The organism is Vibrio vulnificus NBRC 15645 = ATCC 27562 (assembly GCF_002224265.1).
Classification (GTDB): domain Bacteria; phylum Pseudomonadota; class Gammaproteobacteria; order Enterobacterales; family Vibrionaceae; genus Vibrio; species Vibrio vulnificus.
Window position 1 is genome coordinate 648409 of sequence record NZ_CP012881.1, and the last position, 24069, is coordinate 672477.

The following is a 24069-nucleotide window of genomic DNA, read 5'->3' on the forward strand; positions in this document are numbered from 1 at the left end:
TTTGTTCAGACTGGCAAATTGAAGCCATACCGTTTAGAAATGATTTAATTAAAAAGGATGTTGTATGTGTTCAGTATTTGGCATTTTAGACATTAAAAGCGACGCAGCGGCGCTTCGCCCTATCGCTTTAGAGATGTCGAAAAAACTTCGTCACCGTGGCCCAGACTGGTCAGGGATCTACGCATCAGACCGAGCAATTCTTGCTCATGAGCGTCTTGCGATCGTAGGTCTTAACAGCGGCGCGCAGCCTCTTTACAGCCCAGATAAAAAACTCATCCTTGCAGTAAACGGTGAAATCTACAACCACAAAGAAATTCGTGCTCGTTACGAAGGCAAATATGATTTCCAAACAGATTCTGACTGTGAAGTGATTCTCGCTCTCTACCAAGAAATGGGAGCCGATCTCCTAGAAGAATTAAACGGCATCTTCGCTTTTGTTCTTTACGATGAAGAGAAAGATCAGTACCTAATTGGACGTGACCACATCGGTATCATCCCGCTTTACCAAGGTTATGATGAGCACGGCAACTACTATGTCGCGTCAGAAATGAAAGCGTTGGTTCCAGTTTGCAAAACCATCAGTGAGTTTCCTCCAGGTAGCTACTACAGCTCAACCGATGCGGGCCCTCAACGTTACTACATTCGCGATTGGAATGAATACGCAGCGGTGCAAGGCAACAGCAGCAGCAAGGAAGAACTAACCGCAGCGCTTGAAGCGGCGGTGAAACGTCAGTTGATGACAGACGTGCCTTACGGTGTATTACTGTCAGGTGGACTTGATTCTTCTATTACCTCTGCGGTTGCTAAACGTTATGCCGCAATGCGTATTGAAGACGACGAACAAACTGAAGCCTGGTGGCCTCAACTTCACTCATTTGCTATTGGCCTTGACGGTGCTCCAGATCTCAAAGCAGCCCGTGAAGTGGCGGCGAAAATTGGCACTGTACACCATGAAATGACGTACACCATTCAAGAAGGATTAGACGCAATTCGTGATGTGATTTACCACATCGAAACATACGATGTCACGACCATCCGCGCGTCAACACCAATGTATTTGATGGGACGTAAGATCAAAGCCATGGGCATCAAGATGGTACTTTCTGGTGAAGGAGCTGACGAGATTTTTGGTGGCTACCTCTACTTCCACAAAGCACCTAACGCACAAGAGTTCCACGAAGAGACAGTACGTAAACTGCTTGCTCTCAACATGTTTGACTGTGCTCGCGCAAACAAATCGCTGGCGGCTTGGGGTGTTGAAGGTCGAGTGCCATTCTTGGATAAAGAGTTTATCGATGTTGCAATGCGCTTGAACCCTGCGGATAAAATGTGTGGCAACGGCAAAATGGAGAAACACATTCTTCGTGAGTGCTTTGAGCACTACCTACCAGACTCCATTGCTTGGCGTCAAAAAGAGCAGTTCTCTGATGGCGTGGGTTATGGCTGGATCGACACACTCAAGGCCGTTGCAGAAGAGAAAGTAACCGATCAACAGATGGAAGCCGCAAAATTCCGCTTCCCATACAACACGCCAACAACAAAAGAAGGCTACGTATACCGCGAAATTTTTGAAGAGTTGTTCCCACTGCCATCGGCGGCAGAGTGTGTCCCTGGTGGTCCATCAGTAGCTTGTTCTTCCGCTAAAGCGATTGAGTGGGACGAGTCCTTTAAAAACTGTATTGACCCGTCAGGTCGAGCAGTGAAAGCAGTGCATAACGAAGCGTATTAATCCATACGTCGTTCACGATAACAACAACGAAAGAAGGCACCCACAAGGTGCCTTCTTTACTAAGGTTTGTTGACCGCTCACTTCATCCTTTCAGTTCTAGGTCGCTATTTTCAATGCTCACTGGCACGGTCTGGGAGATCATTTTAACCAGCATGATTGAACGTGTTTCGCCATCTTGTTCTTGGAAAATGGCCTCGATACCCGCGAACTGCCCGCTTTTCACTTTGATCGAATCACCCGGTTTCGGCAAATTACTCCCCTGCAACGCACTTTGATGTCCCTCTTGTTCAAGAAGCTTGAGTTCATAAATCAAATCCCCTTGGAGCTCTTTTGGCTGCGCGCCAAACTTCACAAAATCCACCACACCTCTGGTTGAACGAACAGTGGTAAACGTCGGGCCTATTTCAAAATCGAAGCGAACAAAAATGTAGGAAGGAAATAAGGGCTCACTCTTTGTTTGGCGTTTCCCACGCAGAATTTTTTCAACTTCTATGGTGGGATAGAAACACTCAACACCTTGGTTTTCTAAATGTTGCTTCGCTCGGATCTGCTCTCCGCGCTTACAATACAGCAAATACCACTTTTTCATTTATCACTAGCCATCTATTTTTTGTTTATCCTAGCATTTCGCCAGACTATAGGAAATCGCGTGAGTTGCAATCATACAAACCAATACATTTTGTTTGCTAAACGTTAATTCGCAGGACCAAAAATGGAATATTAGTTTCTAACACGTAGAAACCACCCAAGCAAAACATTGGAAAACCTTTTATAACAAAAGGTTAAATACAAACCGAACAATCTACTGCCATTTAAAAATGTTTGAGTATTTAAACAACGAGGAGTATACGTATTCGCCTATAAAAAATTTCATAACTAGAATTAGTCAAACTTATGCCAAACCAACATCAATATTTTGGTCATCCTCGTGGCCTTTTCCTTTTGTTCGGTACTGAACTTTGGGAACGTTTTTCCTATTACGCAATGCGTGCAATTTTAGTTTTATACCTCACCGACACCACCATCAATGGCGGTTTGGGCTGGTCTACCAAAGATGCCCTCGACCTCTATGGCACCTACACAGGTTTGGTGTACATTACCCCCCTTATTGGTGGCTACCTTGCTGACAACTACCTAGGTCAGCGTCGTTCGATCCTGATTGGTGGCGCGTTGATGGCCATTGGTCAATTCACCCTAGCGCTTCCTGCTGATGCACTTGGCTTAGGTTCACTTCACACCTTCTATCTAGGCCTTGCTTTATTGATTGCGGGTAACGGTCTGTTTAAACCAAATATCTCAACCATGGTGGGAGATTTATACCAAGAAGGTGATAACCGCCGAGATGGTGCGTTCACGATTTTCTACATGGGTATCAACCTCGGTGCGTTGATCGCTGGTGTCGTGTCAGGTTCAGTGACCACGGAATTCGGCTGGAAAGCGGGGTTTGTTGCTGCCGGTATCGGCATGCTTATTAGCTTAGTGATGCAAATGGCCCTCGCACAATCATGGCTAGGAGATATTGGCCGTGAGCCAGCAGCAAAGCGCGATCTCGCTATTAAGAAGTCAGCCCAAAAAGAAGCCTTAACCAAAGAAGAAGTGGATCGCATCAAAGTGATCCTCGTGATGAGCTTGTTCACCATCGTATTCTGGGCGGGTTTCGAACAAGCTGGCGGCCTAATGAATATCTACACCCAACAGTATACTGACCGCATGATCGGCAGCTTTGAGATTCCTGCTGCATGGTTTCAATCATTGAACCCATTTTTCATCATCACGCTCGCGCCAGTACTGGCTGTATTGTGGGTAAAACTGGGTAAACGCGAGCCGAATTCACCCGTTAAATTTGCTTTAGCGATGTTTTTCCTCGCGCTGGGTTTCTTATGTATGGTCGGTGCCGTTGTTGAACAAAGCGGTGATACATCGGTAAAAACATCCATGCTATGGCTTGTTGGCGCATTTTTCTTCCATACTCTGGGGGAATTATGTCTATCGCCCATTGGCTTATCTCTTGTCACCAAATTGGCGCCTTTGCGTCTCGCATCTTTGATGATGGGCGCTTGGTTCGGCTGTAATGCGATCGCGAACTACGTGGCGGGTTATGTGGGCTCTCACGTTGGCGAGCTAGGTGCTATGGCAATCTTTAGCGGTATCGCTGTCACTGCTACTGTATCGGGTGTGATTCTACTTCTGTTCTCAAACCAACTTGTACGTTGGATGCATGGGGCTGAAAGTGGAAGTTCAACCGCAGAACAAATTGAAGAACAACAAGCCTTAGTTTCTTAATTTGTGTCTAAAGTGCAAAAGCATAAAAGCGCGCCAACGATTGGCGCGCTTTTTTATGTTGAATGAACTAAGTTTACACTTTGAACTGTTTCAGTAGCTGGTTTACTTGTTCACCCAATCGCTTCATCGCCTGAGCGGATTCTGTGGTTTCAGACGATTGCACCAGTGTTTTCTCTGAGATGTCGGACATATTGTTCACATTGACACTGACCTCATCCGACGCGATTGCCTGCTGATTCGCCGCTGTAGATATTTGCCCGATGGAATCGTTGATCTGGGTGATATAGCCTGTGATTGAGGTCAACGCAGATTCTGCCGAGTGCACCTGCTCTGCGGTTTGCTCAGCACTTTGACGGCTCTGGTGCATTGCCTTGTTAGCCAATTCGGCTCGCTGCTGCAAACTACCGATGATGGCCTGAATCTCTTCAGTCGACTCTTGGGTGCGCGATGCCAAAGAACGGACTTCATCAGCCACCACCGCAAATCCTCGCCCCTGCTCCCCTGCCCTTGCCGCTTCAATCGCCGCATTCAGCGCGAGCAAGTTGGTTTGCTCTGCGATACTGCGAATAACATCCAGCACCGTACCAATTTGTTCACTGTCGGCTCGAAGTTGTTCAACCGTATCGCCAGCACTGGCAATTTGCTCGTTGAGTTTTTGCATTGACTGCGTTGCTTCCATCACCACTTTTGAACCTTGCGTCGCAGAATCAGCCGTCGATTGTGAAAGATCCGCTGCCTGCTGAGCACTCGCGCTGACTTCTTGCGCACTCGCCGATATTTCCGTCATCGCCGACGCCGCAACCTGCGCCTGAGATTGCTGCTCTCGCACTTCACTTTGTGTGTCTCGTGCTTTTAATGCCAAAATCTCAGCCGCTTGCAGCATCTGGGCAGCCGCTTCGCTCATTTGACGAATGGCGTGCTGAAGTTTGCCTGCGAAGGTGTTGTAATGACCAGCTAATACATCAAGTTCATCATTACCACTGGTAGGCACGCGTATAGTGAGGTCTCCTTCTCCTTGAGCAATATCTTGCAGCACATTGGTCGTTCTTTGCACTTTAACTATTAACGATCGCGTGATGACAAAGGAGAACAACAAACCAATGACAATAGCAATCGCCGCGATACCATAAAGAAAGGTGATAGACTGTTCTGCGTTCTCATTGGCCAGCTCTGCCGCCTGCTCCATTGAGCTAGCTATGCTATTTGGCTTGGATGAACACCGATAATCGGCATAAAAAACGCCGCGAGATAAACGGCGTTGAGGATAGGAATCTTGTAATGAGAACGCATTACCGCTCTGTAACGAGCCTTGCCATCATTTCAATGTGACTTGGGGTGTCGTTTAAGCAAGGAATAAAACGATACTGCTCACCGCCTGCATGCAGAAAGCTTTCTTGGCCTTGCTCTGAGATTTCTTCTAACGTCTCTAAACAATCAACCGAAAACGCAGGGGTTATCACATCAAGAGACTTGATGCCCTTCGCGGGCAACGATTCCAACGTTTTATCCGTATAGGGTTGCAGCCACTCTTCTCGACCAAAGCGAGATTGATAGGTGGTGCCAATTTGGGATTTGTCCAACCCTAATTCGAGACGCAGTAACTCGGTTGTCATTTCGCAATGCAGAGGATAGATATCGCCATTATCGGCGTAGCGTTGTGGAATACCGTGATAGGAGCAAAGCAGGTAATCCCCTTTGCCTTGCACCTGCCATGATTGACGTACCGATTCAGCCAATGCTTTGATATACAAAGGGTGATCATGATAGTCACGAATAAACTGAATACTGGGCACGACGGCAACCTTACGCAACGCGTGCGCAAGTGCATCGTACGCCGCTCCCGTTGTGGTGCCTGAATACTGGGGGTACAGAGGTAAAACGCAAATCTCATCCACACCTTGAGCTTGAAGCTTGTTCACGCCATCAAGTACGCTGGGTGTGCCATAGGTCATACCAATTTCCACAGGGCAATTGAGTTTTGCCTGCAACTCAACTTGCTGTCGCTTGCTGTACACCATTAACGGTGAGCCTTCTTTCATCCAAACGGTTTGATAAAGCTTGGCAACCTTAGGCGAACGAATAGGTAAAATGATGCCATGTAAAATAGGGCACCATAGCCAACGCGTCATATCCACTACACGCTGATCATGCAAAAACTGGCTTAAAAATCGTTTTACGGCTGGGGCCGTTGCTTCTTCGGGAGTTCCGAGATTGACTAAAAGCACTCCGCGTTTTTTTGTGTTGTTCATACTTTCTCTACGATAGTGGCTGAAGGTGGTTTTACGAAAAGGTGGCGACATCGATCAGTTGTGCAACGTCATTTGAGCCATTGCGAATAATGACAAAACTAAACTGCTGATGGCCATAATAAAAAAGCGACCTTAAGGTCGCTTCACTATAACAAAATTCTGAAAACGGTTGATAATAGGTATTACCTATTATGCTAATGCCTTCTCGATATCAGCACTCACTTCTGCAACTTGCTTAGTACCATCAAATTTTAGGTACTTCGTGTTGCCTTCTGCCGCTTCTTTACCGTAGTACTCGATAAGTGGTGCCGTTTGTGAGTGATAAACACCTAAACGAGCGCGTACGGTTTCTTCTTTGTCGTCATCACGAACAACAAGATCTTCACCTGTTACGTCGTCTTTACCTTCCACTTTAGGTGGGTTGTACACAACGTGGTAAGTACGACCAGAAGGCAGGTGCGCACGACGACCTGCCATACGCTCAACGATCACATCGTCAGCAACGTCAAACTCGATAACGTAATCGACATCAACGCCCATTTCTTTTAGGCCGTCAGCTTGTGGAATCGTACGTGGGAAACCGTCTAGTAGGAAACCTTTCGCACAATCTTCTTGAGCGATACGCTCTTTGATTAGACCAAGAATGATTTCATCAGAAACTAGCTGACCAGCGTCGATAACAGCTTTTGCTTGTTTACCAAGCTCAGTACCTGCTTTGATAGCAGCACGTAGCATGTCACCAGTAGAGATTTGTGGAATACCATACTTCTCCATGATGAATTGAGCCTGTGTGCCTTTACCTGCACCTGGAGCACCTAGAAGAATGATGCGCATGTTGAATCCTCTTTCGATTATGATGATTTATACCGAAGCTCACTGCCAACTAGGCTATGCCCCACGGTAAGTTTCGGTATAAGTGTTCTTCAAATTGACAATAAAATAGGCGTGCACATTACACGCCTGTGGATTTCGTTTCAAGTTGGCATTCTACCACATAATTTCTCGTTCTAGAGTCAGTTAAGACTAAAGAATGTTCAAGCTCTCACAAATCGCTTTGGAAACCATCATTTTTTTGCATGTTGAATGCCGATACATACAAAAAGCCCGCAAATGCGAGCTTTTTGGTGATTTTGGCCTTATTAGCCCTTAGTCAAAAGCGAGTTAATGGCCGTTAAGAACTGGCTAGGATCTTCCATTGAGCCACGTTCCGCCAACATCGCTTGGCCGAGTAATACCTCAACCCAGCGGCCAAACGCTTCTTCATCCGCTTCATCCGCCATTTGCTTAACCAGCGTATGATTTGGGTTAATCTCAAAAATGTACTTCACTTCAGGAACAGCCTGACCTGCAGCAGCCAGTAGCTTAGCCATCTGCGTGCCCATTTCGAAATCGTCGGTCACCACCACCGCTGGGGTATTCGCTAGCTTAAAGGTGGTACGCACCTCTTTCACGCGATCACCCAAGTAGCTCTTGGTGCGCTCAACCACTGACTGGAACTCTTGCTCCGTTTCTTTCTGCTTCTCTTTCTCTTGCTCATCTTCAAATTGGCTAAGATCAAGGCCTGCTTTCGTGATTGACTGGAACTGTTTACCATCAAACTCTGTTAGGTAGTTCATCAACCATTCGTCAATACGGTCAAACATTAAGATAACTTCAAGACCTTTGGCTTTAAACTGCTCCAAGTGAGGGCTGTTTTTCGCTGCCGCATAGCTGTCTGCTGTGAGGTAGTAGATCTTATCTTGGCCTTCTTTCATACGCTCAACATAAGACTCAAGAGAAACGGTCTGCTCTGCAGAGTCCACTTCTGTTGAGGCAAAGCGTAACAACGCCGCCACTTTCTCGCGGTTCGCGTAATCTTCAGCGGGGCCTTCTTTCATCACCAAGCCAAATTCTTTCCAGAAGGTTTGGTATTTTTCTGCGTCATTTTTCGCCAAGCGCTCAAGCATGGTTAAGACACGTTTGGCACACGCACTGCGTAGCGATTGAGTCACCTTGTTGTCTTGCAAGATCTCGCGAGAGACGTTGAGCGGCAGATCGTTGGAATCAATCAAACCACGCACAAAACGCAGGTAAGATGGCATGAATTGCTCAGCATCATCCATGATGAAAACGCGTTGAACATAGAGTTTAAGACCAGATTTATGGTCACGGTTCATCATATCCCAAGGCGCTTTCGAGGGAATATAAAGGAGGCTGGTATAGTCGTTTTTGCCTTCTACTCGGTTGTGGCTCCAAAGTAATGGGTCAGCAAAATCGTGAGAGACATGCTTGTAAAACTCCTGATACTCTTCGTCTGAGATATCGGATTTATTACGCGTCCAAAGTGCTTGAGCTTTATTGATTTGCTCCCACTTCACCTCTTCTGTTTCTTTGCCTTCTTCATCGCGAACGCGGGTTTGAATAAAAACAGGAATGCCAATGTGATCGGAATACTTACCAATCACATCACGTAAACGCCACTCGTTAAGGAACTCTTTGCCGTCTTCACGCATGTGCAGAATAATATCAGTACCACGTGATTCTTTGGTAATGTCTTCAACGGTGTATTCACCTTCACCTGCAGAATGCCAAAGTACCGCTTGGTCTGCGCTAAGACCCGCCGCTCGAGTTCGTACCGTCACTGCATCAGCCACAATGAAGGCTGAATAGAAACCGACACCAAACTGACCAATCAGCTGAGAATCTTTTGATTGCTCTTGAGATAGTTTAGAGAAAAACTCCGCCGTACCAGACTTGGCAATGGTGCCCAAATGCGAAATAACCTCTTCGCGGCTCATACCAATCCCGTTATCGGAAATCGTCAGCGTGTTATGTTCTTCGTTAAAAGAAAGCTTCACGCCCAATTCTGCATCATTTTCATAAAGAGCAGGATTTGACAACGCTTGAAAACGCAGTTTATCGGCAGCGTCGGAGGCGTTGGAGATCAACTCACGTAGGAAGATTTCTTTATTGGAATACAGTGAGTGGATCATCAGATGGAGAAGTTGTTTTACCTCTGACTGAAAGCCACGAGTTTCTTTGTTATTTGCTACTGTCTCGTTCATTTTCACTCCAAAGTTCTCTAATTGGGTGGGAAATCAATCGCTTGTTACGTAACATATGGCTGACAAATGTAAATTCAAGGTCAATTGTGGTAAAAACGCTGTTTTTTTAGATAAATTTAATTATCCTATTGAGCTAAATACATCTAAAGAAGCATAAGAGATGTTGGTCTAAGCGCTTATTGCGCAAATAAGCACCAAAAAACGCTGAATCATCGATATAAAGAAGAACCTCATGAGTAATATCGGCACTAAGTTTGTAATCGCACAGCGATTTGTTTTCGATCCTAACAGCAACACATTACTTGATCAGGCTGTCAACAATGAAGTGACTCGATTAGGTAGCAATGAAAGTCGAATTTTACTTCTGTTATCAGAAAAACCTAACGAGGTGTTAACTCGTAACGAGTTGCATGAGTTTGTTTGGCGCGAACAAGGTTTCGAAGTCGATGATTCCAGCCTAACTCAAGCGATTTCTACCTTACGCAAAATGCTCAAAGACTCTACAAAGTCCCCTGAGTTTGTGAAAACGGTTCCAAAACGTGGTTATCAGTTGATCTGTTCGGTTGAGCGCATTAACCCGCTCCTGTCAGATTCAACCAACAACGTGAATGACGCAGCTTCTGAAGCATTAGATCAAGAAGAATTAGAAAACGAAATCAGTACTGACGCGGTTCAAACATCCTCGTCAGAAATTGGTAGAGATGTCGCGCATAATGCTGGCACGTCAACAAAGATGGCCGCGTCGCAAAAAAATTGGCTAATTAAAGGGCTATTCTTGTTAGCCGCACTGCTGCCACTCTGCGTTGTCTTACTCACCAATCCGTCGGAGTCTAAGTTCCGTTTACTGGAAAATGTCAATGGTGTGGAAGTGCTCACTCCACTGAATCATCCACCATTACAAGCTTGGATGCCTTCTATTAGGCAGTGTGTTAATAAGTATGCAGAAACGCATACTGGCGATTCTGCTCCAGTAAAAGTGATCGCGACAGGTGGCCAGGGTAATCAGTTGATCCTCAATTACATCCACACACTTCCACATTCAAACGAGAACGTGACGCTGAGAATTTTCTCAGAGCAAAACGATCTTGGTTCTATCTGTAAATAAATGAGGTGCACAATGAAACTTCGAATTGCTTCTGTTGTTTTGGCTGCATCGGCTGTTTTTAGTGGGTGGCTTTATTGGGGTAGCGACCTCAAAGTTGAGCAGGTTTTGACTTCCAAAGAGTGGCAGTCCTATATGGTGACTGTCATCACTGATGATCTGCAAAATGAAGGATCCGTCGGACCGCTGCGCAGAGTCACCTTAACGTCGAACGTTAAGTATCTGCCCAATAGCAATTACGTGCGCGTTTCGGTGTTGAAGCTTTACTCAAATGAGTCCTCTCAAGAGGTGGTGATCAACATTTCTGAATCAGGCACTTGGGACGTCAGCGACAATTATCTGTTGGTGACGGCAAAAGAGTTTAAAGACATCTCTTCTTCCCAATCAAAAGATTTCAGTGATGCTCAACTCAAACTCATCACGAAAGTATTCAAAATGGATGCACAACAAAGCCGTCGCATCGACATCGTTAATGACCAAACATTATTGCTGACCAGCCTGAACCATGGCTCATCAGTACTGTTTTCTAACTGATGCTCGTTTAGTCATCAAATAAGGGAGCGGGATGCTCCCTTTGGTGTATATATGGATTGGATTTCAACACTGTTTCTCTTCTTCGGCTCTCTGATTGCCAACACACTCGCCTCTCTTGCTGGCGGAGGTGCAGGGTTGCTGCAATTTCCCCTGCTCATTTTTCTGGGCTTGCCTTTTGGTGTGGCACTGGCGACTCACAAACTGGCCAGTGTGGCTCTCGGTCTTGGTGCCGCATACACGCATTTAAAATCGGGGAAAATCAAACTTACCACCGCTTTCTATCTGATTCTGACTGGCAGTATTGGCGTGATTATTGGGGCAAATATCGTTTTGCTGATACCAAGTAACATCGCGGAATTTATGCTCGGGATAATGATATTACTGCTTGGCGTTTACTCACGATTCAAAAAACAACTCGGCCAAGAAGAAAAGCCTCGAAACAGGGAGCTTTCTGGCTGGTTGCTGGGTGGTGTTGGGCTACTATTGATCGGCATCATTAACGGTTCTCTCACTGCAGGCTCTGGATTATTAGTGACCCTGTTTTTGGTCCGTTGGTTTGGTTACGATTACAAGCAAGCCGTTGCTCTTACGCTAATATGCGTCGGTTTCTTTTGGAACGGTATTGGTGGTATTGCAGTAGTGCAAGCTGGCGCACCTGTTCATTGGCCTTGGCTACCCATTCTTCTCGCAAGCTCTTTTTTGGGTGGCGCACTTGGCGCATGGATGACGAATCGCTACAGTAATCGAACGGTAAAAATGGCCTTTGAATTGCTGACTTTTGCCGTTGGGCTTAAATTGTTATTTTAAGGATTGACGATGCTCAAAGCGAAAATTGAGATCTATTACTGCCGCCAGTGTAACTGGATGCTTCGCTCGACTTGGTTGAGCCAAGAGTTATTGCATACGTTCAGTGAGGAGATTGCCTCTATTACCCTCTATCCCGATACTGGTGGGCGTTTTGAGATCCACTGCAACGATGAGCTGATTTGGGAGAGAAAGCGAGATGGTGGTTTTCCTGAAGCAAAAAAGCTCAAACAAAGAGTCCGCGATATCATCGCCCCCGAAAGGGATCTTGGTCACGTTGACAAAAAATAAGGCAGTGGTGACTGCCTTATTTGACGTGCTGAATTTTAGCCACCAATTTGGCAGGAGTGTAACAGCTCACCTTCTAATGAAATGACGGACAAGGTGCCATTTTCAAAGAGGCCATAGCTAGCCTGTTGATTTTCCCGAGGAAAAGTCACAGAGCCCGGATTGAAAACGACGATCTCCCCTTGCTGCTCCGCTAGCGCCACATGGCTATGCCCATGCGCCAAAATATCCCCAGCTTTCAACGCAGGTTGTTGTTTGGCATTGTACAGATGACCATGAGTGAGAAAGAGTCGAGCGCCTGATTCAAGCAATACCCAACTGTAATCCATCATCATTGGAAAAGAGAGCAACATCTGATCCACTTCACTATCGCAATTGCCTCTGACCGCGATAATTTGGTTGGCGTACTGATTTAATTTCTCTGCCACTTGAGGTGGATTATAAGACGAAGGAACAGGGTTCCTTGGTCCATGATTGAGTATGTCCCCTAGTAAGATAAGGTGATCCGCTCCTGATTGTTCAAATAACGCCAATGTTTGCTCTGTCGCCTCTAGGCTGCCATGCAAATCCGAAGCAAAAAATAATTTCACAAGCACTTCCCCCTAAAAATACTAGGGTATTCTAACGCTGCAAAGACTACTCGTCATCCCGAGCCATGGCATTGATCACAATATTGTTGTAGCTGACCATACCGATCACTTCACCATTCTCAATCACTGGTGCTCGGCTAATGCCAAAACGCTCAAACAAACGTGCGCAGTATTTTACGTTCATATCCGGCGAAACACACAATGCTGGCTTAGTCATGATTTCATAAATATTGGTGCGATTAGGCGAGCGATTTTTTGCCAGCACTTTTTTGGCGATATCGTTCATCAAAACGATACCGAATTCATCATCCTCATGACGTTTATTCACCACCAGCGCTTTCACCTGATGTGCGCGTGCCAGTGTGATCCCTTGGTGCACCGTCGTAAGGCCATCCACCACGACAAAGGTGTTGGCCATTACGTCTCTCACTCGGATTTTCTCATGACTGTTCATATTTCATCCTCAACCACTTTGGTTAACTTGGCGACTTGATGCGCCACACCTACGGCATCTTCTATGTCGATTTGAATGGCGATCCCTTGCCCAGATTCGGTATCAAATTCCCCGACTTCACTGATGGTTTCCAATATATGTCGCGATAAGTGCTCCTCAACCACGAACAGTAAGACGTCTTTCTGCACTTCCAGCGTGAGGCCAAAAAAAGTGCGTTTTTGATTCAAACCTTGACCGCGAGCGTTGTTAATCACGGTCGCTCCGGTAGCCCCCGCTTCTCGCGCGGCATCCAACACCACATCCGTTTTACTGTCTTCCACGAATGCTAGAATCAATTTAAATCGCATCATCATCCTCCTGTGACGAATAGCGGCGATTGAACCACTGCGTTATTTGCGCGTAGCCCATCACAGATATCATCGGAAAAAGGCTGGCAAAAGCAATTAAGCCAAACCCATCAATTAATGGGCTTCTGCCAGGTACGGTTGAAGCAAGCCCCAGCCCTAGTGCGGCAACCAACGGCACTGTCACGGTCGATGTCGTCACGCCACCGGAATCATAAGCTAGGGGAATAATCATTCTTGGGGCAAAGTAGGTTTGAATGACCACAATGATATAGCCAGCAATGATGTAATAATGAATCGGATCGCCGACCACAATACGATAACTTCCAAGGGCAATCCCAAAAGCGACACCTATAGCAACAGCCACTCTCAAACCCGTAACACCAATGCTCCCACCAGAAACTTGGTTCGCTTTAATCGCCACCGCAATCAATGAGGGCTCAGCGATAGTCGTGCTAAAGCCGATAAAAAACGCAAACAGGTACACCCAGTAGTAATCCACCCATTCTAACTGCTGACCTATGCTGATTCGCACGGCTTGTAGAAACGCAGGCTCCGTCAGTTGTATCGCCATCGTCTCACCCAATGGAAAAAGAGCGAGATCCAAGCCAATCAAAAATAAGGCTAAACCAATGATCACGTAACCAAAGCCAAGCAACACTTTCAATGGATTGGTAATTGGCTTGCGTAAAATGGCAAATTGAAAGCCAAAAATGATCACCGCTATGGGAACAACATCCAATACGGTGGTGGTTAAAGTGTCGGTAAAACGTTCGAACTCAATCATGCCACCACCATGCCGTAGATCATGACGAACATCATGGGCAATAAGGAGGCAAACGCAATTAAGCCAAAACCATCAATCATCGGGTTTCGCCCCTTAATGGATGAAGCGAGCCCCACCCCCAACGCCGTCACAAGGGGAACAGTGATGGTAGACGTCGTGACGCCTCCCGAATCGTATGCGATGCCGATAATGGTTTCCGGAGCAAACCCCGTCAGCACCACCACGCCAATGTAGCCACCAATAATCAAATAGTGAATTGGCCAACCTTTTAAGATGCGCAGTACGCCAAGTACTATCGCAGCCCCAACTGACAACGCTACGGTTAAACGCAAGCCGTTGGCATACTCATCCATAGAATCTTCTGTATGGGCAATCATGCCTCCTTCCGCCGCGACTTCTGCCGCTTCATTAGCGACCGCGGTCAAGGCGGGCTCTGCGATCGTCGTACCAAAACCAAGACAAAACGCAAAAACCATCAACCAAAACACACTGCCTTTTCTCGCAAAAGCTTGCGCCATCGATTCGCCAATGGGAAAGAGCCCCATTTCTAAGCCAAAGATAAAAAAGGTCAAACCGAGGATCACAAGAACAAGACCAAAGCCGATGGACAAAATATTGGGTAGTGGCTCTTTGAGTACAACGATTTGAAAGAAAACAATCACCACAACAATGGGCAACAAGTCTCTCGCACTTGCCGCAAACGCTTTAAGTAACGCTATGATTGCATTCATCCGCTGTCCTTAGTGTGATTGTCCTTGTTGTAATCATTGCAGAGTTTTTTTCGTCGCGATGTGATTCGTGTGAAAAGCACAGTAATAATTGGTTACATTTTGACAAGAATGTGACCTTACTCAGAAACAAGGGCAAGATGAACCATTGAACTATCATAGGGTTGGCTGCGTACTTATCTGTGCCATATACTAAATGCAGGTATGGAGGCGTGCATGAAAATACTATTGACTGGTGGAACAGGTTTTATCGGTTCGGAACTGCTGAAAACGTTGTCTTCTCATCAGATCCTACTGCTCACTCGTAACATCGAAGCGGCAAAGAAGAATTTGAGTTTTGTAGACTTAGGCAACATTCAATACCTTGATGACCTCTCTTCTCTGCAAGATTTGAACGATATCGATGCCGTGATTAATTTGGCAGGCGAACCTATCGCCGACAAACGCTGGAGTGCAGCACAAAAAAAAGCCATCTGCGACAGTCGATGGCAAGTGACCGAAGCTTTGGTCGAGTTGATTCACGCCAGTGCTAAGCCCCCAGCCGTTTTTATCAGTGGATCGGCGGTAGGTTACTATGGTGATCAACAAGCTCATCCATTTGATGAGTGTTTGCACGTTCACAGTGCCGGATTTACTCATACGGTTTGCGCTCATTGGGAGCAAATTGCGAAGCGGGCGCAATCAGACCTGACGCGTGTTTGCTTATTGCGCACTGGCGTGGTTCTGGCTCCTCACGGGGGTGCGCTCAAGAAAATGTTATTGCCCTACCAATTTGGCTTAGGCGGCCCTATTGGCAGTGGCAAGCAATACCTACCTTGGATACACCTGCAAGATATGGTGAGAGCGATTGTTTTTCTGCTCGAAACGCCTCACGCTCAAGGTGAGTACAACGTCTGTGCACCGCATCCGGTTAGCAATAAAGAGTTTAGCCGCGCCTTGGCGAAATCCCTTCATCGCCCTCATTTTCTCTGGACGCCCAAGTGGGTTATGACACTCATGATGGGAGAATCGTCTTGCCTGCTGTTTGATAGCATTCGTGCTAAGCCAAAACGCTTGACCGAACTTGGCTTTACGTTCCACTTTTCTCGAATTGAACCCGCTTTAAATCACTTATTGAAAGCCAAACACTGACTCTCAAGCGTTTAACATCGAATTTATTTAAGGACTAATCATGACCAAATGGGTCTTAATCACAGGCTGCTCGAGTGGTATTGGGTACGTCTGTGCGCACGCACTGCAAAAAAGCGGCTTTGAAGTCATTGCTTCTTGTCGAAATCTCCGTGATGTTGAGCGCTTGCAAAGCGAAGGACTCACGTGCATTCAACTCGATTTAGCCGATAGCAACTGCATTTCTCTTGCAGTTCAACAAGCCCTAGAGATCAGCGACGGGCAACTCTATGGACTTTTTAACAATGGTGCCTATGGGCAACCTGGTGCACTGGAGGATCTCCCCACCGACGCATTGAGAGCCCAGTTTGAAAGCAATTTTTTTGGTTGGCATCAATTGGTACGTGAAATATTACCGATCATGAGAGAGAACAAGCAGGGACGCATTGTGCAAAATAGCTCCGTGTTAGGATTCGCTGCGATGAAATATCGCGGTGCCTATAACGCCTCTAAGTTCGCGATTGAAGGTTGGAGCGACACCCTCAGGCTTGAGCTCGATGGCACGAATATTCACATTGCCATCCTCGAACCGGGCCCGATCGAAACCCGTTTTCGTTACAACGCGCTGCAAGCCTTTTTGCAATGGATTGATATTGAAAACAGCCCTCACAGAGAGAGCTATCTGGCGCAAAAAGATCGCCTAGAGAATACCAACTCGAAGAGCAGTTTCGTCTTACCTGCCGAGTCTTGTATTGAGCCAGTGTTGCACGCGCTAACCAGTCAGAAACCGAAAATACGTTACCGAGTGACCACACCAACTAAGCTGTTTGCTGTATTCAAACGGATTCTACCAACGCGCTGGCTGGATGAAATATTAAAAAGAGCGGCGTAATTTATTGCTGATAATGTAATCAATTCGTCACAAATGGATGATAATTTACTCATCACCACAAAATCTCGGTCATTTTCACTGCTAACAAAACGAGCACCTAGTTCATGTCATTAAATCAATTAAACTGGCTAAGTGTGGGTGTGGTGCTGACAATATTTATACTTATTTAGGCACTTTCGCTTGCCACTCGACAAAACGCTGCACTCTGCAGCGTTTTTTGTGCTTGAAAAACCAGGCTCTCTACCCAATATCTTGTTGAGATAAGACTGTCTTGATAAGGATCCCAAAATGCAATCTCCATACATTGTTGATATCAATGAGCAAAATTTTCGTGAAATCATCGAACGCTCAACACAAACACCAATATTGGTACATTTTTGGGCAAATGCTTATCCTGAGAGCACCGAACATCTTCCTGCTCTCCGCCAACTCGCCCAGCAATATCAAGGCGCGTTTGTCTTAGCACTGCTCGATTGTGAACAGCAAGGTCCCATCGCCGCACAGTTCGGCGTACAAGTGTTGCCAACCACCGCATTGTTCATCAATGGGCAAGCAGTCGATGGTTTAGGGGGTCCTCATCCGTTGGAAAAAATTCAGGCCATGCTGGATAAACACTTACCGTCACAAGATGAGTTGCTGCTGAAAGAGGTCAGCGAGCTTATCCAGCAATCTCGCCATACTGAGGCGTTGGAGAAAATCGCGTTGTTGTCTGAGGCCATCGCACAACGAGGTGATATCAAGTTGGCTCACGCCAATTGCTTATTAGAGCTTCATCAACTCGACTTAGCAGAGCAACTACTGTCAAACATTCCTTTAGAATATCAGGACAATTACTATAAAGGCTTGATCGCGAAACTCGACCTACAAAGACAGGCCACCAACAGCCCTGAGATCCAAAAATTGGAGCAGCAACACCAAGTGAATCCAGAAGATCACACTATCACCTGTGAGCTAGCGATCCAGTATCAGCAAGTCGGTAGAGAAGAGGAAGCGCTGGCGCTACTCTGGTCACAATTGAAAGTTAATTTAAGCATCGGAGATGGTGAAGTACGGAAAACCTTTATGGACATTCTTTCCGCACTAGGACAAGGAAATGCCGTAGCCAGTCGCTACCGTCGACAACTCTACTCCATCCTTTACTAAATTAGTTTCAACTTACTTTCAAATCAATTACTTAAGGCTGGCTTAATCCGGCCTTTATTCTGTCAGAAACTAGCGTCAATTCGCATTTATTGCATTGTTTTACTTATCATTCTGCGCAAAAATAAACCAATTGCATATCTTATTTATTCAGAAGGATGGAATTATGCCAATTGACTCGTTAGTCACTATCGCGGTACTCGTTTTTGTTGCGATTACCTTTATTGCCTCAGCAGTAAAAACCGTACCACAAGGACACAACTGGACGGTGGAGCGCTTTGGTCGCTATACCATTACGCTAAAACCAGGCCTCAACCTGATCGTCCCTTTCATCGATCGTATCGGCCACAAAATCAATATGATGGAGCAGGTTCTCGATATCCCTGCTCAAGAAGTTATTTCTAAAGACAACGCCAACGTTGTAATCGATGCCGTCTGTTTTGTTCAAGTCATTGATGCTGCGAAAGCCGCATACGAGGTCAGTGAACTGCAGCACGCGATCCGTAACCTCACCTTGACCAACATGCGTACGGTACTCGGCTCAATGGAGCTGGACGAAATGCTTAGTCAGCGCGATATGATCAACACGAAATTGCTTTCGATCGTCGACCAAGCCACCAACCCTTGGGGCGTTAAAGTCACACGTATCGAGATTAAAGACGTTCAGCCACCAGCGGATCTCACGGCGGCAATGAACGCACAAATGAAAGCCGAGCGTAACAAACGTGCCGAAGTTCTCGAAGCCGAAGGGATTCGCCAAGCACAAATTCTACGCGCAGAAGGTCAAAAGCAATCTGAAATCCTCAAAGCAGAAGGGGAAAAACAAGCTGCCATTTTGCAAGCAGAAGCTCGTGAACGTGCGGCTGAAGCAGAAGCAAAAGCGACAGCCATGGTTTCTGACGCAATCGCCAAAGGTGACATGCAAGCGGTAAATTACTTCATTGCGCAAGGCTATACTGAAGCATTGAAGACCATTGGCCAAGCCGAAAATGGGAAAATCATCATGCTCCCACTTGAGGCTTCTGGTCTAATGGGTTCAATTGCTGGTATTGCTGAGATGTTCAAGCAAAGCGGCGATTCACAAAAATAAGGAGGCGCTGTGATTGAGTTATTAGATGGCATCAATCACTGGCATTGGCTAGCTCTCGGGCTAGCCTTATTGGCAGTGGAACTGTTGGGCACCGCAGGTTACTTTCTTTGGCTTGGTTTGTCGGCTTTACTGGTTGGTCTGTTGCTGTCTCTTATCCCTATGAGTTGGCAACTGCAGTGGAGCGCATTCGCAGTGTTCTCACTCGTGACGACTTGGCTTTGGTGGCGCAAACAGCTTGCAAAAGATCAGCAAGATGATTCATCACGCGATCTTAATCAGAAGCAAAAACAACTGGTTGGCCAAGAAATTATTCTAAAAGAGGATATCCATGCTGGCATGAATCGAATTCAAGTGGCAGACACCACTTGGTCAGCACATTCTGATATTGATATTCCAGCAGGCAGTAAAATTAAAATTATCGCCTTAGATGGAATTGTGTTGAAGGTTGAAGTGAGCGCTTAGTCCTTAATTGCGTGGACAGTTTGAGGCCTTATTTTCCAAAAGAGCCTCTTTCTGTCGTCAACTAGTATTGCTAAAAAATGACAAATACAATTTGTAACTTAACGATCGCTACGCCAACACATCGTACCTTTATCTAGTATCTAGCGAAAACGATAAAAATCCGCTCCCAAGAAGGTGTCCCATCCCCTTTGCCATTCCGCTTTGATCATCGCCTCATTCGCGTACTCACTACATTGTCCCGTATAGCGAATCCCTCTAATACCTTTTTCAAAAGCATGAAAAGGGTCACAGTATTCTTTCTTCCCTTTTTCATACCCCTGCATATATGCATTCTGCTCAAAGGGAACCTTTTCCTTAATCGCACTTAGTGACTCTGACTCTTGTTGATAACCATGAACGCCAAATCGATATCCTTGATTAAACCAAAACTCTTCCGAAGTCATTGGCGTCGAGGACGTACAACCAGCAAGAGCTATGAAACACAGTGCTGCCAAACTATAATTTTTCATGTTGCCTCCTAGAAAAGAAAAAAGCCGAGCACTTATTAGTGCTCAGCTTAGTAGGCAGTTATACTGGGTTCAACTTATTTTACGTTGAAAGGAATCGCTAGAATCAACTTGAAATCAGTCTCATCTTGGAACGCGTTTGCATAACCAGTCCAGTTTGGAGCATCAGAATCATTGAAGTATTGAGTGTAGTGGAATGCTACAGTCGCATCTTTCAATGCACCAGCTTGAATTGCGTAGTTAGCAAACATACTGTACGCGTATTCAGTTAGATCATCGTAGCCTGCAACTGAAGCACCAGTGCCAAGAGCCGCACTTACACCAGCACTAAACCCTGTGCCGCCAATATCAGAAAAGTCACGAGATACAGAACCGAAAACAGCTAGCTCTTCATGATGGTTAAAGTCTGAACGGTTGTTCCACCAAATTTCATACGCACCATTTGAGCCACCGTAACCTGCTGTAGGACGGTATGCAAACCAGTTACCATCTTCGTCTGCAGAAGTATAGGTTGCTTCAGCACGGAAAGAATAAGCACCAGCAGAGAAACTAGACAAGAACGCCAACTGGTAGCCTAGGTCATCATTTGTATATTGGTTTTCATCTTGAACGATATAAAGTTGTGGAGACCAGTAGAAGCCACCATCAGTTGTGCCTTTCACTTTAAAGTGAGCTGTTGTACGCTCATCCAACTTAGAAAGAGCACCGTCTAAGCTAATGCCGTTATCTAAAGTATAACGAGCACCTAGAGAGAACAAAATCTCATCATCGCCATCAACACCTTTGAAAGCGTCAGTTTCTTTGTACCATGGTGCTTTGTATTCATCAGCAACCACGAAACCTAAATCAAGCTTGCCGAATGTACCACCAATTTCACCACCACGGTAAGTACCAGGAGCGAACGACCAGTTTACACCTAAACCGCTTGCAACTGATGGTTGGAAGTAGCCTAGTTTAGCGCGAACATTGTCACCAAACTTAAACTTAGCAGCTGCTGTTGCAAAAGAGACGCCGCCTTTTTCTAGGTTGTTCCAACAACCAGCAGATGCAGGACCATCACAGTCAAGGAAGTTCATTTCATGACCAGCACCAACTGAATCATTCCACATATCCCAAGTGCTATAGATAACGAAATCCGCACCAACGACATCATTGACGTAACCCGAATTAAAACCTAGGTTGATAAACAAGCTGCCGTGGTTCAGGTTTGTCTCTTTCTTAGTATCGTTACCGTTTGCATCAACGTTGCCACGATCACGAGCACGCATCCACATGTTAAAGTTACCGCTGATGGTTGATTCAGCAAAAAACTCAGAAACCTCACCTGCATACTGTGGACCTACTTGGTCCGCAGCTGAAACTGGAGCTGCTGCGATTGCGCCTACCATTGCTGCAGTTATGGCAGATACTTTAAAAAATTTGTCCATGGAAAAACTCCTAAAAATGGATATAGCTGTATTTTTTCATTCTCACCTTTAGTTGGCCGCCGAAGGGAGAAATCATTTCCTACGAAAAAACCTAATTAATCCTAATTTTGGTTTTTTTTATTTCCTGCATACACCGTGTGTATCCATGGCTCATAGACTAACTTCGCAGCGGAAAACATCCAATAGGAACTTATTTTTTTTCTAAAAAAATATGAGCAAGACCAAATTTCCTCAAATCAACATGATCTAGATCTTATTTTCCATCCAAACTAGAAGCAATAAACAAAAGCTTTATAAACAGTAACTTAAATAAATCGATTTGAACCTCATCGCATTATATGTTTCTACGTAAAGCATTTAGTCAGCACACGATCTGGCTCACGGAATAATTTTTATCGATATTTTCATTCGTTAACCAGTATTTATTTCACATAAAAAAATAACCCTCCAAACGTCAATTTAGAGGGTTTTAGTTTTTATTTTATCTTTTTTAGGTTACAGAAGTGCGAGTAAATCTTGCTCTGTTTGAATTTCCACGCCAAGTTCTTGCGCTTTGGTTAATTTTGAACCCGCCGCTTCACCAGCAAAAACGATATCTGTTTTCTTGGATACACTTCCCGTGACTTTAGCCCCCAATCGTTCCAAAGCCGCTTTTGCATCGCCACGACTGAGCTGTGTCAAGGTTCCGGTTAGTACAACGACTTTGCCTGCTAATGGCTGAGGTATCTCACTACCAAGCTCCTCAACAGCGGGCCAAACAATCCCTTGTTCAATAAGTGCTTGCACCACCCTTTGATTTTTCTCTTCAGCAAAAAATGCCGTGATATGACGAGCGACGACTTCACCGATATCGGGAACTTCGATTAACTGCTCATGCGTTGCAGTTTGTATTGCTTCTAGTGTTTTAAAATGGCGAGCCAAATTTGCCGCGGTTGCCTCGCCCACTTCTCGAACTCCCAAAGAATAAAGAAAACGCGCCAACGTGGTCTCTTTCGCAACGTTAAGGGCGTTGACGATGTTCTGCGCTGACTTTGGTCCCATTCGCTCAAGTACCGTTAAAACGCCTGCAGATAACGTAAACAAATCCGCAGGTGTCTCTACCATTTCTTTGTCTACAAGCTGCTCGATGACCTTGTCACCCAGCCCATCAACATCGAGTGCCTTCCTAGAGACGAAATGTTTTAGCGCCTCTTTTCGCTGCGCTTGACACACCAATCCGCCAGAGCAGCGAGTCACCGCCTCTCCCTCAATACGTTCAACATGTGAGTGACAGACTGGGCAAGAGGTCGGGAAAACGATGTTTTTTTCATCCCCTTTACGTCGATCTTTCACCACAGAAACAATTTGTGGGATCACATCCCCGGCGCGTCGAATCACGACGGTATCACCAACCATCACACCAAGGCGTTCGATTTCATCAGCGTTATGAAGCGTTGCATTACTGACGGTAACACCACCCACAAATACAGGCTCTAATTTTGCGACGGGAGTAATGGCGCCAGTACGTCCGACTTGGAATTCAACATCGTTTAATGTCGTGAGTTCTTCTTGTGCAGGAAACTTATACGCGATAGCCCAACGCGGTGCGCGTGCCACAAAACCTAATTTTTCTTGAATCGCAATGTCGTCAATCTTAATAACGACACCATCAATTTCATATGGCAATGCATCGCGTCGATTTAAAATGTCGGTGTAGAATGCCTTAACGCTTTCCAATCCATTAACCAACTTCGTCTCAGGGCACATAGGTAAGCCCCATTGCTTTAACTGCAAGAAACGCTGGTAATGGCTTGATGACAGTGAGATACCCTCAACGACGCCCACGCTATACGCATAAAACGCCAACGGACGAGTTGCGGTGATCTTCGAATCAAGTTGGCGTAAGCTTCCCGCCGCTGCATTGCGCGGATTGACGAATAGTTTTTCGCCTTTCTTGCGAGCGATGTCGTTGAGTTTTTCAAAGCCTGCTTTGGGCATGAAGACTTCACCACGAACTTCGATGCGTGAAGGCCAACCTTCTCCCTGCAATTTCAGTGGCACAGAAGCAATGGTACGCACGTTTTCGGTAATATTTTCGCCAGTGGCACCATCACCTCGTGTCGCGGCCTGAACCAAAACGCCATTTTCATAGAGAAGGCTGACTGCTAAACCATCAAGCTTAGGCTCGCAACAAAATGCATCAATATGAGCACTTGGCATACGATCTTGTGCGCGTTTAAGGAAACTCTCGAGCTCTTCATCGCTAAAGGCATTATCCAACGAAAGCATCGGGATCTCATGTGTCACTTGGCGGAAACTATCAAGAGCGACACCTCCCACTCGCTGACTCGGTGAGTCAACACTCATCCACTCCGGATGCTCCGCTTCAATCGCCATTAACTCACGCATCATGCGGTCATATTCGGCATCCGGAATTTCAGGATTATCTTCAACGTAGTAACGAACTGCGTGATGATGCAGTTGCTGTTTTAATTCTTCTAAATATTGCTGCTTGGATTCAGACATTTTC

The 24069-nt window shown here is 45.8% G+C and carries 24 protein-coding genes; 11 read left to right on the top strand and 13 right to left on the bottom strand.

Annotated features, from left to right (window positions below; all coding sequences use genetic code 11):
• Positions 1–64 precede the first annotated feature (64 nt).
• Complete coding sequence (gene asnB / locus AOT11_RS02835; RefSeq protein WP_017421030.1) at positions 65–1729, top strand: asparagine synthase B; 1665 nt, start codon at positions 65–67, stop codon at positions 1727–1729.
• Between the two features lie 82 nt (positions 1730–1811).
• Here the strand turns inward: asnB and rfaH are convergent, their stop codons facing one another.
• Positions 1812–2318, bottom strand: a complete 507-nt coding sequence (gene rfaH / locus AOT11_RS02840) for a transcription/translation regulatory transformer protein RfaH (protein ID WP_013572233.1) — start codon at positions 2316–2318, stop codon at positions 1812–1814.
• A 305-nt stretch (positions 2319–2623) separates the two neighbouring features.
• Here rfaH and AOT11_RS02845 point away from each other — a divergent pair, with 305 nt between their 5' ends.
• Complete coding sequence (locus AOT11_RS02845) at positions 2624–4012, top strand: peptide MFS transporter (protein ID WP_017421031.1); 1389 nt, start codon at positions 2624–2626, stop codon at positions 4010–4012.
• A 73-nt stretch (positions 4013–4085) separates the two neighbouring features.
• Here the strand turns inward: AOT11_RS02845 and AOT11_RS02850 are convergent, their stop codons facing one another.
• The 4 genes from AOT11_RS02850 to htpG all read right to left on the bottom strand — a co-directional run bounded on the left by AOT11_RS02850 (position 4086) and on the right by htpG (position 9305).
• On the bottom strand, positions 4086–5198 hold the full coding sequence (locus AOT11_RS02850; RefSeq protein ID WP_017421032.1) for a methyl-accepting chemotaxis protein: 1113 nt from the start codon (positions 5196–5198) through the stop codon (positions 4086–4088).
• 103 nt (positions 5199–5301) lie between these two features.
• Positions 5302–6312: a ferrochelatase gene (hemH, locus tag AOT11_RS02855; protein ID WP_017421033.1), complete on the bottom strand. Its 1011-nt coding sequence runs from the start codon at positions 6310–6312 to the stop codon at positions 5302–5304.
• Positions 6313–6450: 138 nt separating this feature from the next.
• Entirely contained in the window at positions 6451–7095 is a 645-nt protein-coding gene (adk, locus tag AOT11_RS02860; RefSeq protein WP_017421034.1) for an adenylate kinase, read from the bottom strand.
• 305 nt (positions 7096–7400) lie between these two features.
• On the bottom strand, positions 7401–9305 hold the full coding sequence (gene htpG / locus AOT11_RS02865) for a molecular chaperone HtpG (RefSeq protein ID WP_026050460.1): 1905 nt from the start codon (positions 9303–9305) through the stop codon (positions 7401–7403).
• Positions 9306–9537: 232 nt separating this feature from the next.
• Here htpG and AOT11_RS02870 point away from each other — a divergent pair, with 232 nt between their 5' ends.
• The 4 genes from AOT11_RS02870 to AOT11_RS02885 are packed head-to-tail and all read left to right on the top strand — an operon-like array spanning position 9538 to position 12036.
• A complete protein-coding gene (locus AOT11_RS02870) occupies positions 9538–10410 on the top strand; it encodes a winged helix-turn-helix domain-containing protein (RefSeq protein ID WP_011078305.1) in 873 nt (290 codons plus the stop codon).
• On the top strand, positions 10411–10941 hold the full coding sequence (locus AOT11_RS02875; protein ID WP_017421037.1) for a regulatory protein ToxS: 531 nt from the start codon (positions 10411–10413) through the stop codon (positions 10939–10941). It begins immediately after the preceding gene.
• 51 nt (positions 10942–10992) lie between these two features.
• The gene (locus AOT11_RS02880) at positions 10993–11748 is read left to right on the top strand and encodes a sulfite exporter TauE/SafE family protein (RefSeq protein WP_017421038.1); all 756 of its coding nucleotides are present in this window, start codon (positions 10993–10995) and stop codon (positions 11746–11748) included.
• A 9-nt stretch (positions 11749–11757) separates the two neighbouring features.
• On the top strand, positions 11758–12036 hold the full coding sequence (locus tag AOT11_RS02885; RefSeq protein WP_026050462.1) for an Rdx family protein: 279 nt from the start codon (positions 11758–11760) through the stop codon (positions 12034–12036).
• A 35-nt stretch (positions 12037–12071) separates the two neighbouring features.
• Here the strand turns inward: AOT11_RS02885 and yfcE are convergent, their stop codons facing one another.
• Genes yfcE through AOT11_RS02910 form a run of 5 tightly spaced genes read right to left on the bottom strand, consistent with a single transcriptional unit; the run spans position 12072 to position 14939 of the window.
• Positions 12072–12623: a phosphodiesterase gene (gene yfcE / locus AOT11_RS02890; RefSeq protein ID WP_026050463.1), complete on the bottom strand. Its 552-nt coding sequence runs from the start codon at positions 12621–12623 to the stop codon at positions 12072–12074.
• 46 nt (positions 12624–12669) lie between these two features.
• Positions 12670–13077 carry a CBS domain-containing protein gene (locus AOT11_RS02895; protein ID WP_017421041.1) on the bottom strand — a complete coding sequence of 136 codons (408 nt, stop codon included), beginning with the start codon at positions 13075–13077 and terminating at the stop codon, positions 12670–12672.
• On the bottom strand, positions 13074–13424 hold the full coding sequence (locus AOT11_RS02900; RefSeq protein ID WP_026050464.1) for a P-II family nitrogen regulator: 351 nt from the start codon (positions 13422–13424) through the stop codon (positions 13074–13076). The genes AOT11_RS02895 and AOT11_RS02900 overlap by 4 nt, the downstream gene beginning before the upstream one ends.
• Positions 13414–14208 (bottom strand): DUF1538 domain-containing protein, encoded by a 795-nt coding sequence (locus AOT11_RS02905; RefSeq protein WP_017421043.1) that lies wholly within the window; start codon positions 14206–14208, stop codon positions 13414–13416. Before AOT11_RS02905 ends, AOT11_RS02900 begins: the two co-directional genes overlap by 11 nt.
• Positions 14205–14939 (bottom strand): DUF1538 domain-containing protein, encoded by a 735-nt coding sequence (locus AOT11_RS02910; RefSeq protein WP_013572244.1) that lies wholly within the window; start codon positions 14937–14939, stop codon positions 14205–14207. Before AOT11_RS02910 ends, AOT11_RS02905 begins: the two co-directional genes overlap by 4 nt.
• Before the next feature lie 213 nt (positions 14940–15152).
• On the opposite strand from AOT11_RS02910, the gene AOT11_RS02915 reads away from it, so the two are divergent.
• From AOT11_RS02915 to AOT11_RS02935, 5 genes are all read left to right on the top strand, one after another.
• Complete coding sequence (locus AOT11_RS02915; RefSeq protein ID WP_026050465.1) at positions 15153–16067, top strand: TIGR01777 family oxidoreductase; 915 nt, start codon at positions 15153–15155, stop codon at positions 16065–16067.
• Positions 16068–16107: 40 nt separating this feature from the next.
• Complete coding sequence (locus AOT11_RS02920; protein ID WP_017421045.1) at positions 16108–16935, top strand: SDR family oxidoreductase; 828 nt, start codon at positions 16108–16110, stop codon at positions 16933–16935.
• 288 nt (positions 16936–17223) lie between these two features.
• Positions 17224–18078, top strand: coding sequence for a co-chaperone YbbN (locus AOT11_RS02925; RefSeq protein ID WP_017421046.1), 855 nt, complete (start codon positions 17224–17226; stop codon positions 18076–18078).
• A gap of 163 nt (positions 18079–18241) precedes the next feature.
• Positions 18242–19165 (top strand): SPFH domain-containing protein, encoded by a 924-nt coding sequence (locus AOT11_RS02930; RefSeq protein ID WP_026050466.1) that lies wholly within the window; start codon positions 18242–18244, stop codon positions 19163–19165.
• A 9-nt stretch (positions 19166–19174) separates the two neighbouring features.
• The gene (locus AOT11_RS02935) at positions 19175–19627 is read left to right on the top strand and encodes an NfeD family protein (protein ID WP_011078318.1); all 453 of its coding nucleotides are present in this window, start codon (positions 19175–19177) and stop codon (positions 19625–19627) included.
• 140 nt (positions 19628–19767) lie between these two features.
• Here the strand turns inward: AOT11_RS02935 and AOT11_RS02940 are convergent, their stop codons facing one another.
• From AOT11_RS02940 to ligA, 3 genes are all read right to left on the bottom strand, one after another.
• The gene (locus AOT11_RS02940; protein WP_017421048.1) at positions 19768–20136 is read right to left on the bottom strand and encodes a DUF2799 domain-containing protein; all 369 of its coding nucleotides are present in this window, start codon (positions 20134–20136) and stop codon (positions 19768–19770) included.
• Between the two features lie 74 nt (positions 20137–20210).
• On the bottom strand, positions 20211–21560 hold the full coding sequence (locus tag AOT11_RS02945) for a hypothetical protein (RefSeq protein WP_017421049.1): 1350 nt from the start codon (positions 21558–21560) through the stop codon (positions 20211–20213).
• A gap of 495 nt (positions 21561–22055) precedes the next feature.
• Positions 22056–24065 (bottom strand): NAD-dependent DNA ligase LigA, encoded by a 2010-nt coding sequence (ligA, locus tag AOT11_RS02950; protein ID WP_017421050.1) that lies wholly within the window; start codon positions 24063–24065, stop codon positions 22056–22058.
• Between the last annotated feature and the right edge of the window lie 4 nt (positions 24066–24069).

Excerpts from the sequence above, each read along its gene's own strand:
- AOT11_RS02900 (WP_026050464.1), bottom strand. The coding sequence starts at position 13,424 with ATGCGATTTAAATTGATTCTAGCATTCGTGGAAGACAGTAAAACGGAT.
- AOT11_RS02885 (WP_026050462.1), top strand. The coding sequence starts at position 11,758 with ATGCTCAAAGCGAAAATTGAGATCTATTACTGCCGCCAGTGTAACTGG.
- AOT11_RS02920 (WP_017421045.1), top strand. The coding sequence starts at position 16,108 with ATGACCAAATGGGTCTTAATCACAGGCTGCTCGAGTGGTATTGGGTAC.
- hemH (WP_017421033.1), bottom strand. The coding sequence starts at position 6,312 with ATGTCGCCACCTTTTCGTAAAACCACCTTCAGCCACTATCGTAGAGAA.
- AOT11_RS02915 (WP_026050465.1), top strand. The coding sequence starts at position 15,153 with ATGAAAATACTATTGACTGGTGGAACAGGTTTTATCGGTTCGGAACTG.
- rfaH (WP_013572233.1), bottom strand. The coding sequence starts at position 2,318 with ATGAAAAAGTGGTATTTGCTGTATTGTAAGCGCGGAGAGCAGATCCGA.
- AOT11_RS02930 (WP_026050466.1), top strand. The coding sequence starts at position 18,242 with ATGCCAATTGACTCGTTAGTCACTATCGCGGTACTCGTTTTTGTTGCG.
- AOT11_RS02880 (WP_017421038.1), top strand. The coding sequence starts at position 10,993 with ATGGATTGGATTTCAACACTGTTTCTCTTCTTCGGCTCTCTGATTGCC.
- AOT11_RS02875 (WP_017421037.1), top strand. The coding sequence starts at position 10,411 with ATGAGGTGCACAATGAAACTTCGAATTGCTTCTGTTGTTTTGGCTGCA.
- AOT11_RS02940 (WP_017421048.1), bottom strand. The coding sequence starts at position 20,136 with ATGAAAAATTATAGTTTGGCAGCACTGTGTTTCATAGCTCTTGCTGGT.
- AOT11_RS02895 (WP_017421041.1), bottom strand. The coding sequence starts at position 13,077 with ATGAACAGTCATGAGAAAATCCGAGTGAGAGACGTAATGGCCAACACC.
- asnB (WP_017421030.1), top strand. The coding sequence starts at position 65 with ATGTGTTCAGTATTTGGCATTTTAGACATTAAAAGCGACGCAGCGGCG.
- AOT11_RS02845 (WP_017421031.1), top strand. The coding sequence starts at position 2,624 with ATGCCAAACCAACATCAATATTTTGGTCATCCTCGTGGCCTTTTCCTT.
- AOT11_RS02925 (WP_017421046.1), top strand. The coding sequence starts at position 17,224 with ATGCAATCTCCATACATTGTTGATATCAATGAGCAAAATTTTCGTGAA.
- AOT11_RS02870 (WP_011078305.1), top strand. The coding sequence starts at position 9,538 with ATGAGTAATATCGGCACTAAGTTTGTAATCGCACAGCGATTTGTTTTC.
- ligA (WP_017421050.1), bottom strand. The coding sequence starts at position 24,065 with ATGTCTGAATCCAAGCAGCAATATTTAGAAGAATTAAAACAGCAACTG.
- htpG (WP_026050460.1), bottom strand. The coding sequence starts at position 9,305 with ATGAACGAGACAGTAGCAAATAACAAAGAAACTCGTGGCTTTCAGTCA.
- AOT11_RS02905 (WP_017421043.1), bottom strand. The coding sequence starts at position 14,208 with ATGATTGAGTTCGAACGTTTTACCGACACTTTAACCACCACCGTATTG.
- AOT11_RS02850 (WP_017421032.1), bottom strand. The coding sequence starts at position 5,198 with ATGGAGCAGGCGGCAGAGCTGGCCAATGAGAACGCAGAACAGTCTATC.
- AOT11_RS02945 (WP_017421049.1), bottom strand. The coding sequence starts at position 21,560 with ATGGACAAATTTTTTAAAGTATCTGCCATAACTGCAGCAATGGTAGGC.
- AOT11_RS02910 (WP_013572244.1), bottom strand. The coding sequence starts at position 14,939 with ATGAATGCAATCATAGCGTTACTTAAAGCGTTTGCGGCAAGTGCGAGA.
- adk (WP_017421034.1), bottom strand. The coding sequence starts at position 7,095 with ATGCGCATCATTCTTCTAGGTGCTCCAGGTGCAGGTAAAGGCACACAG.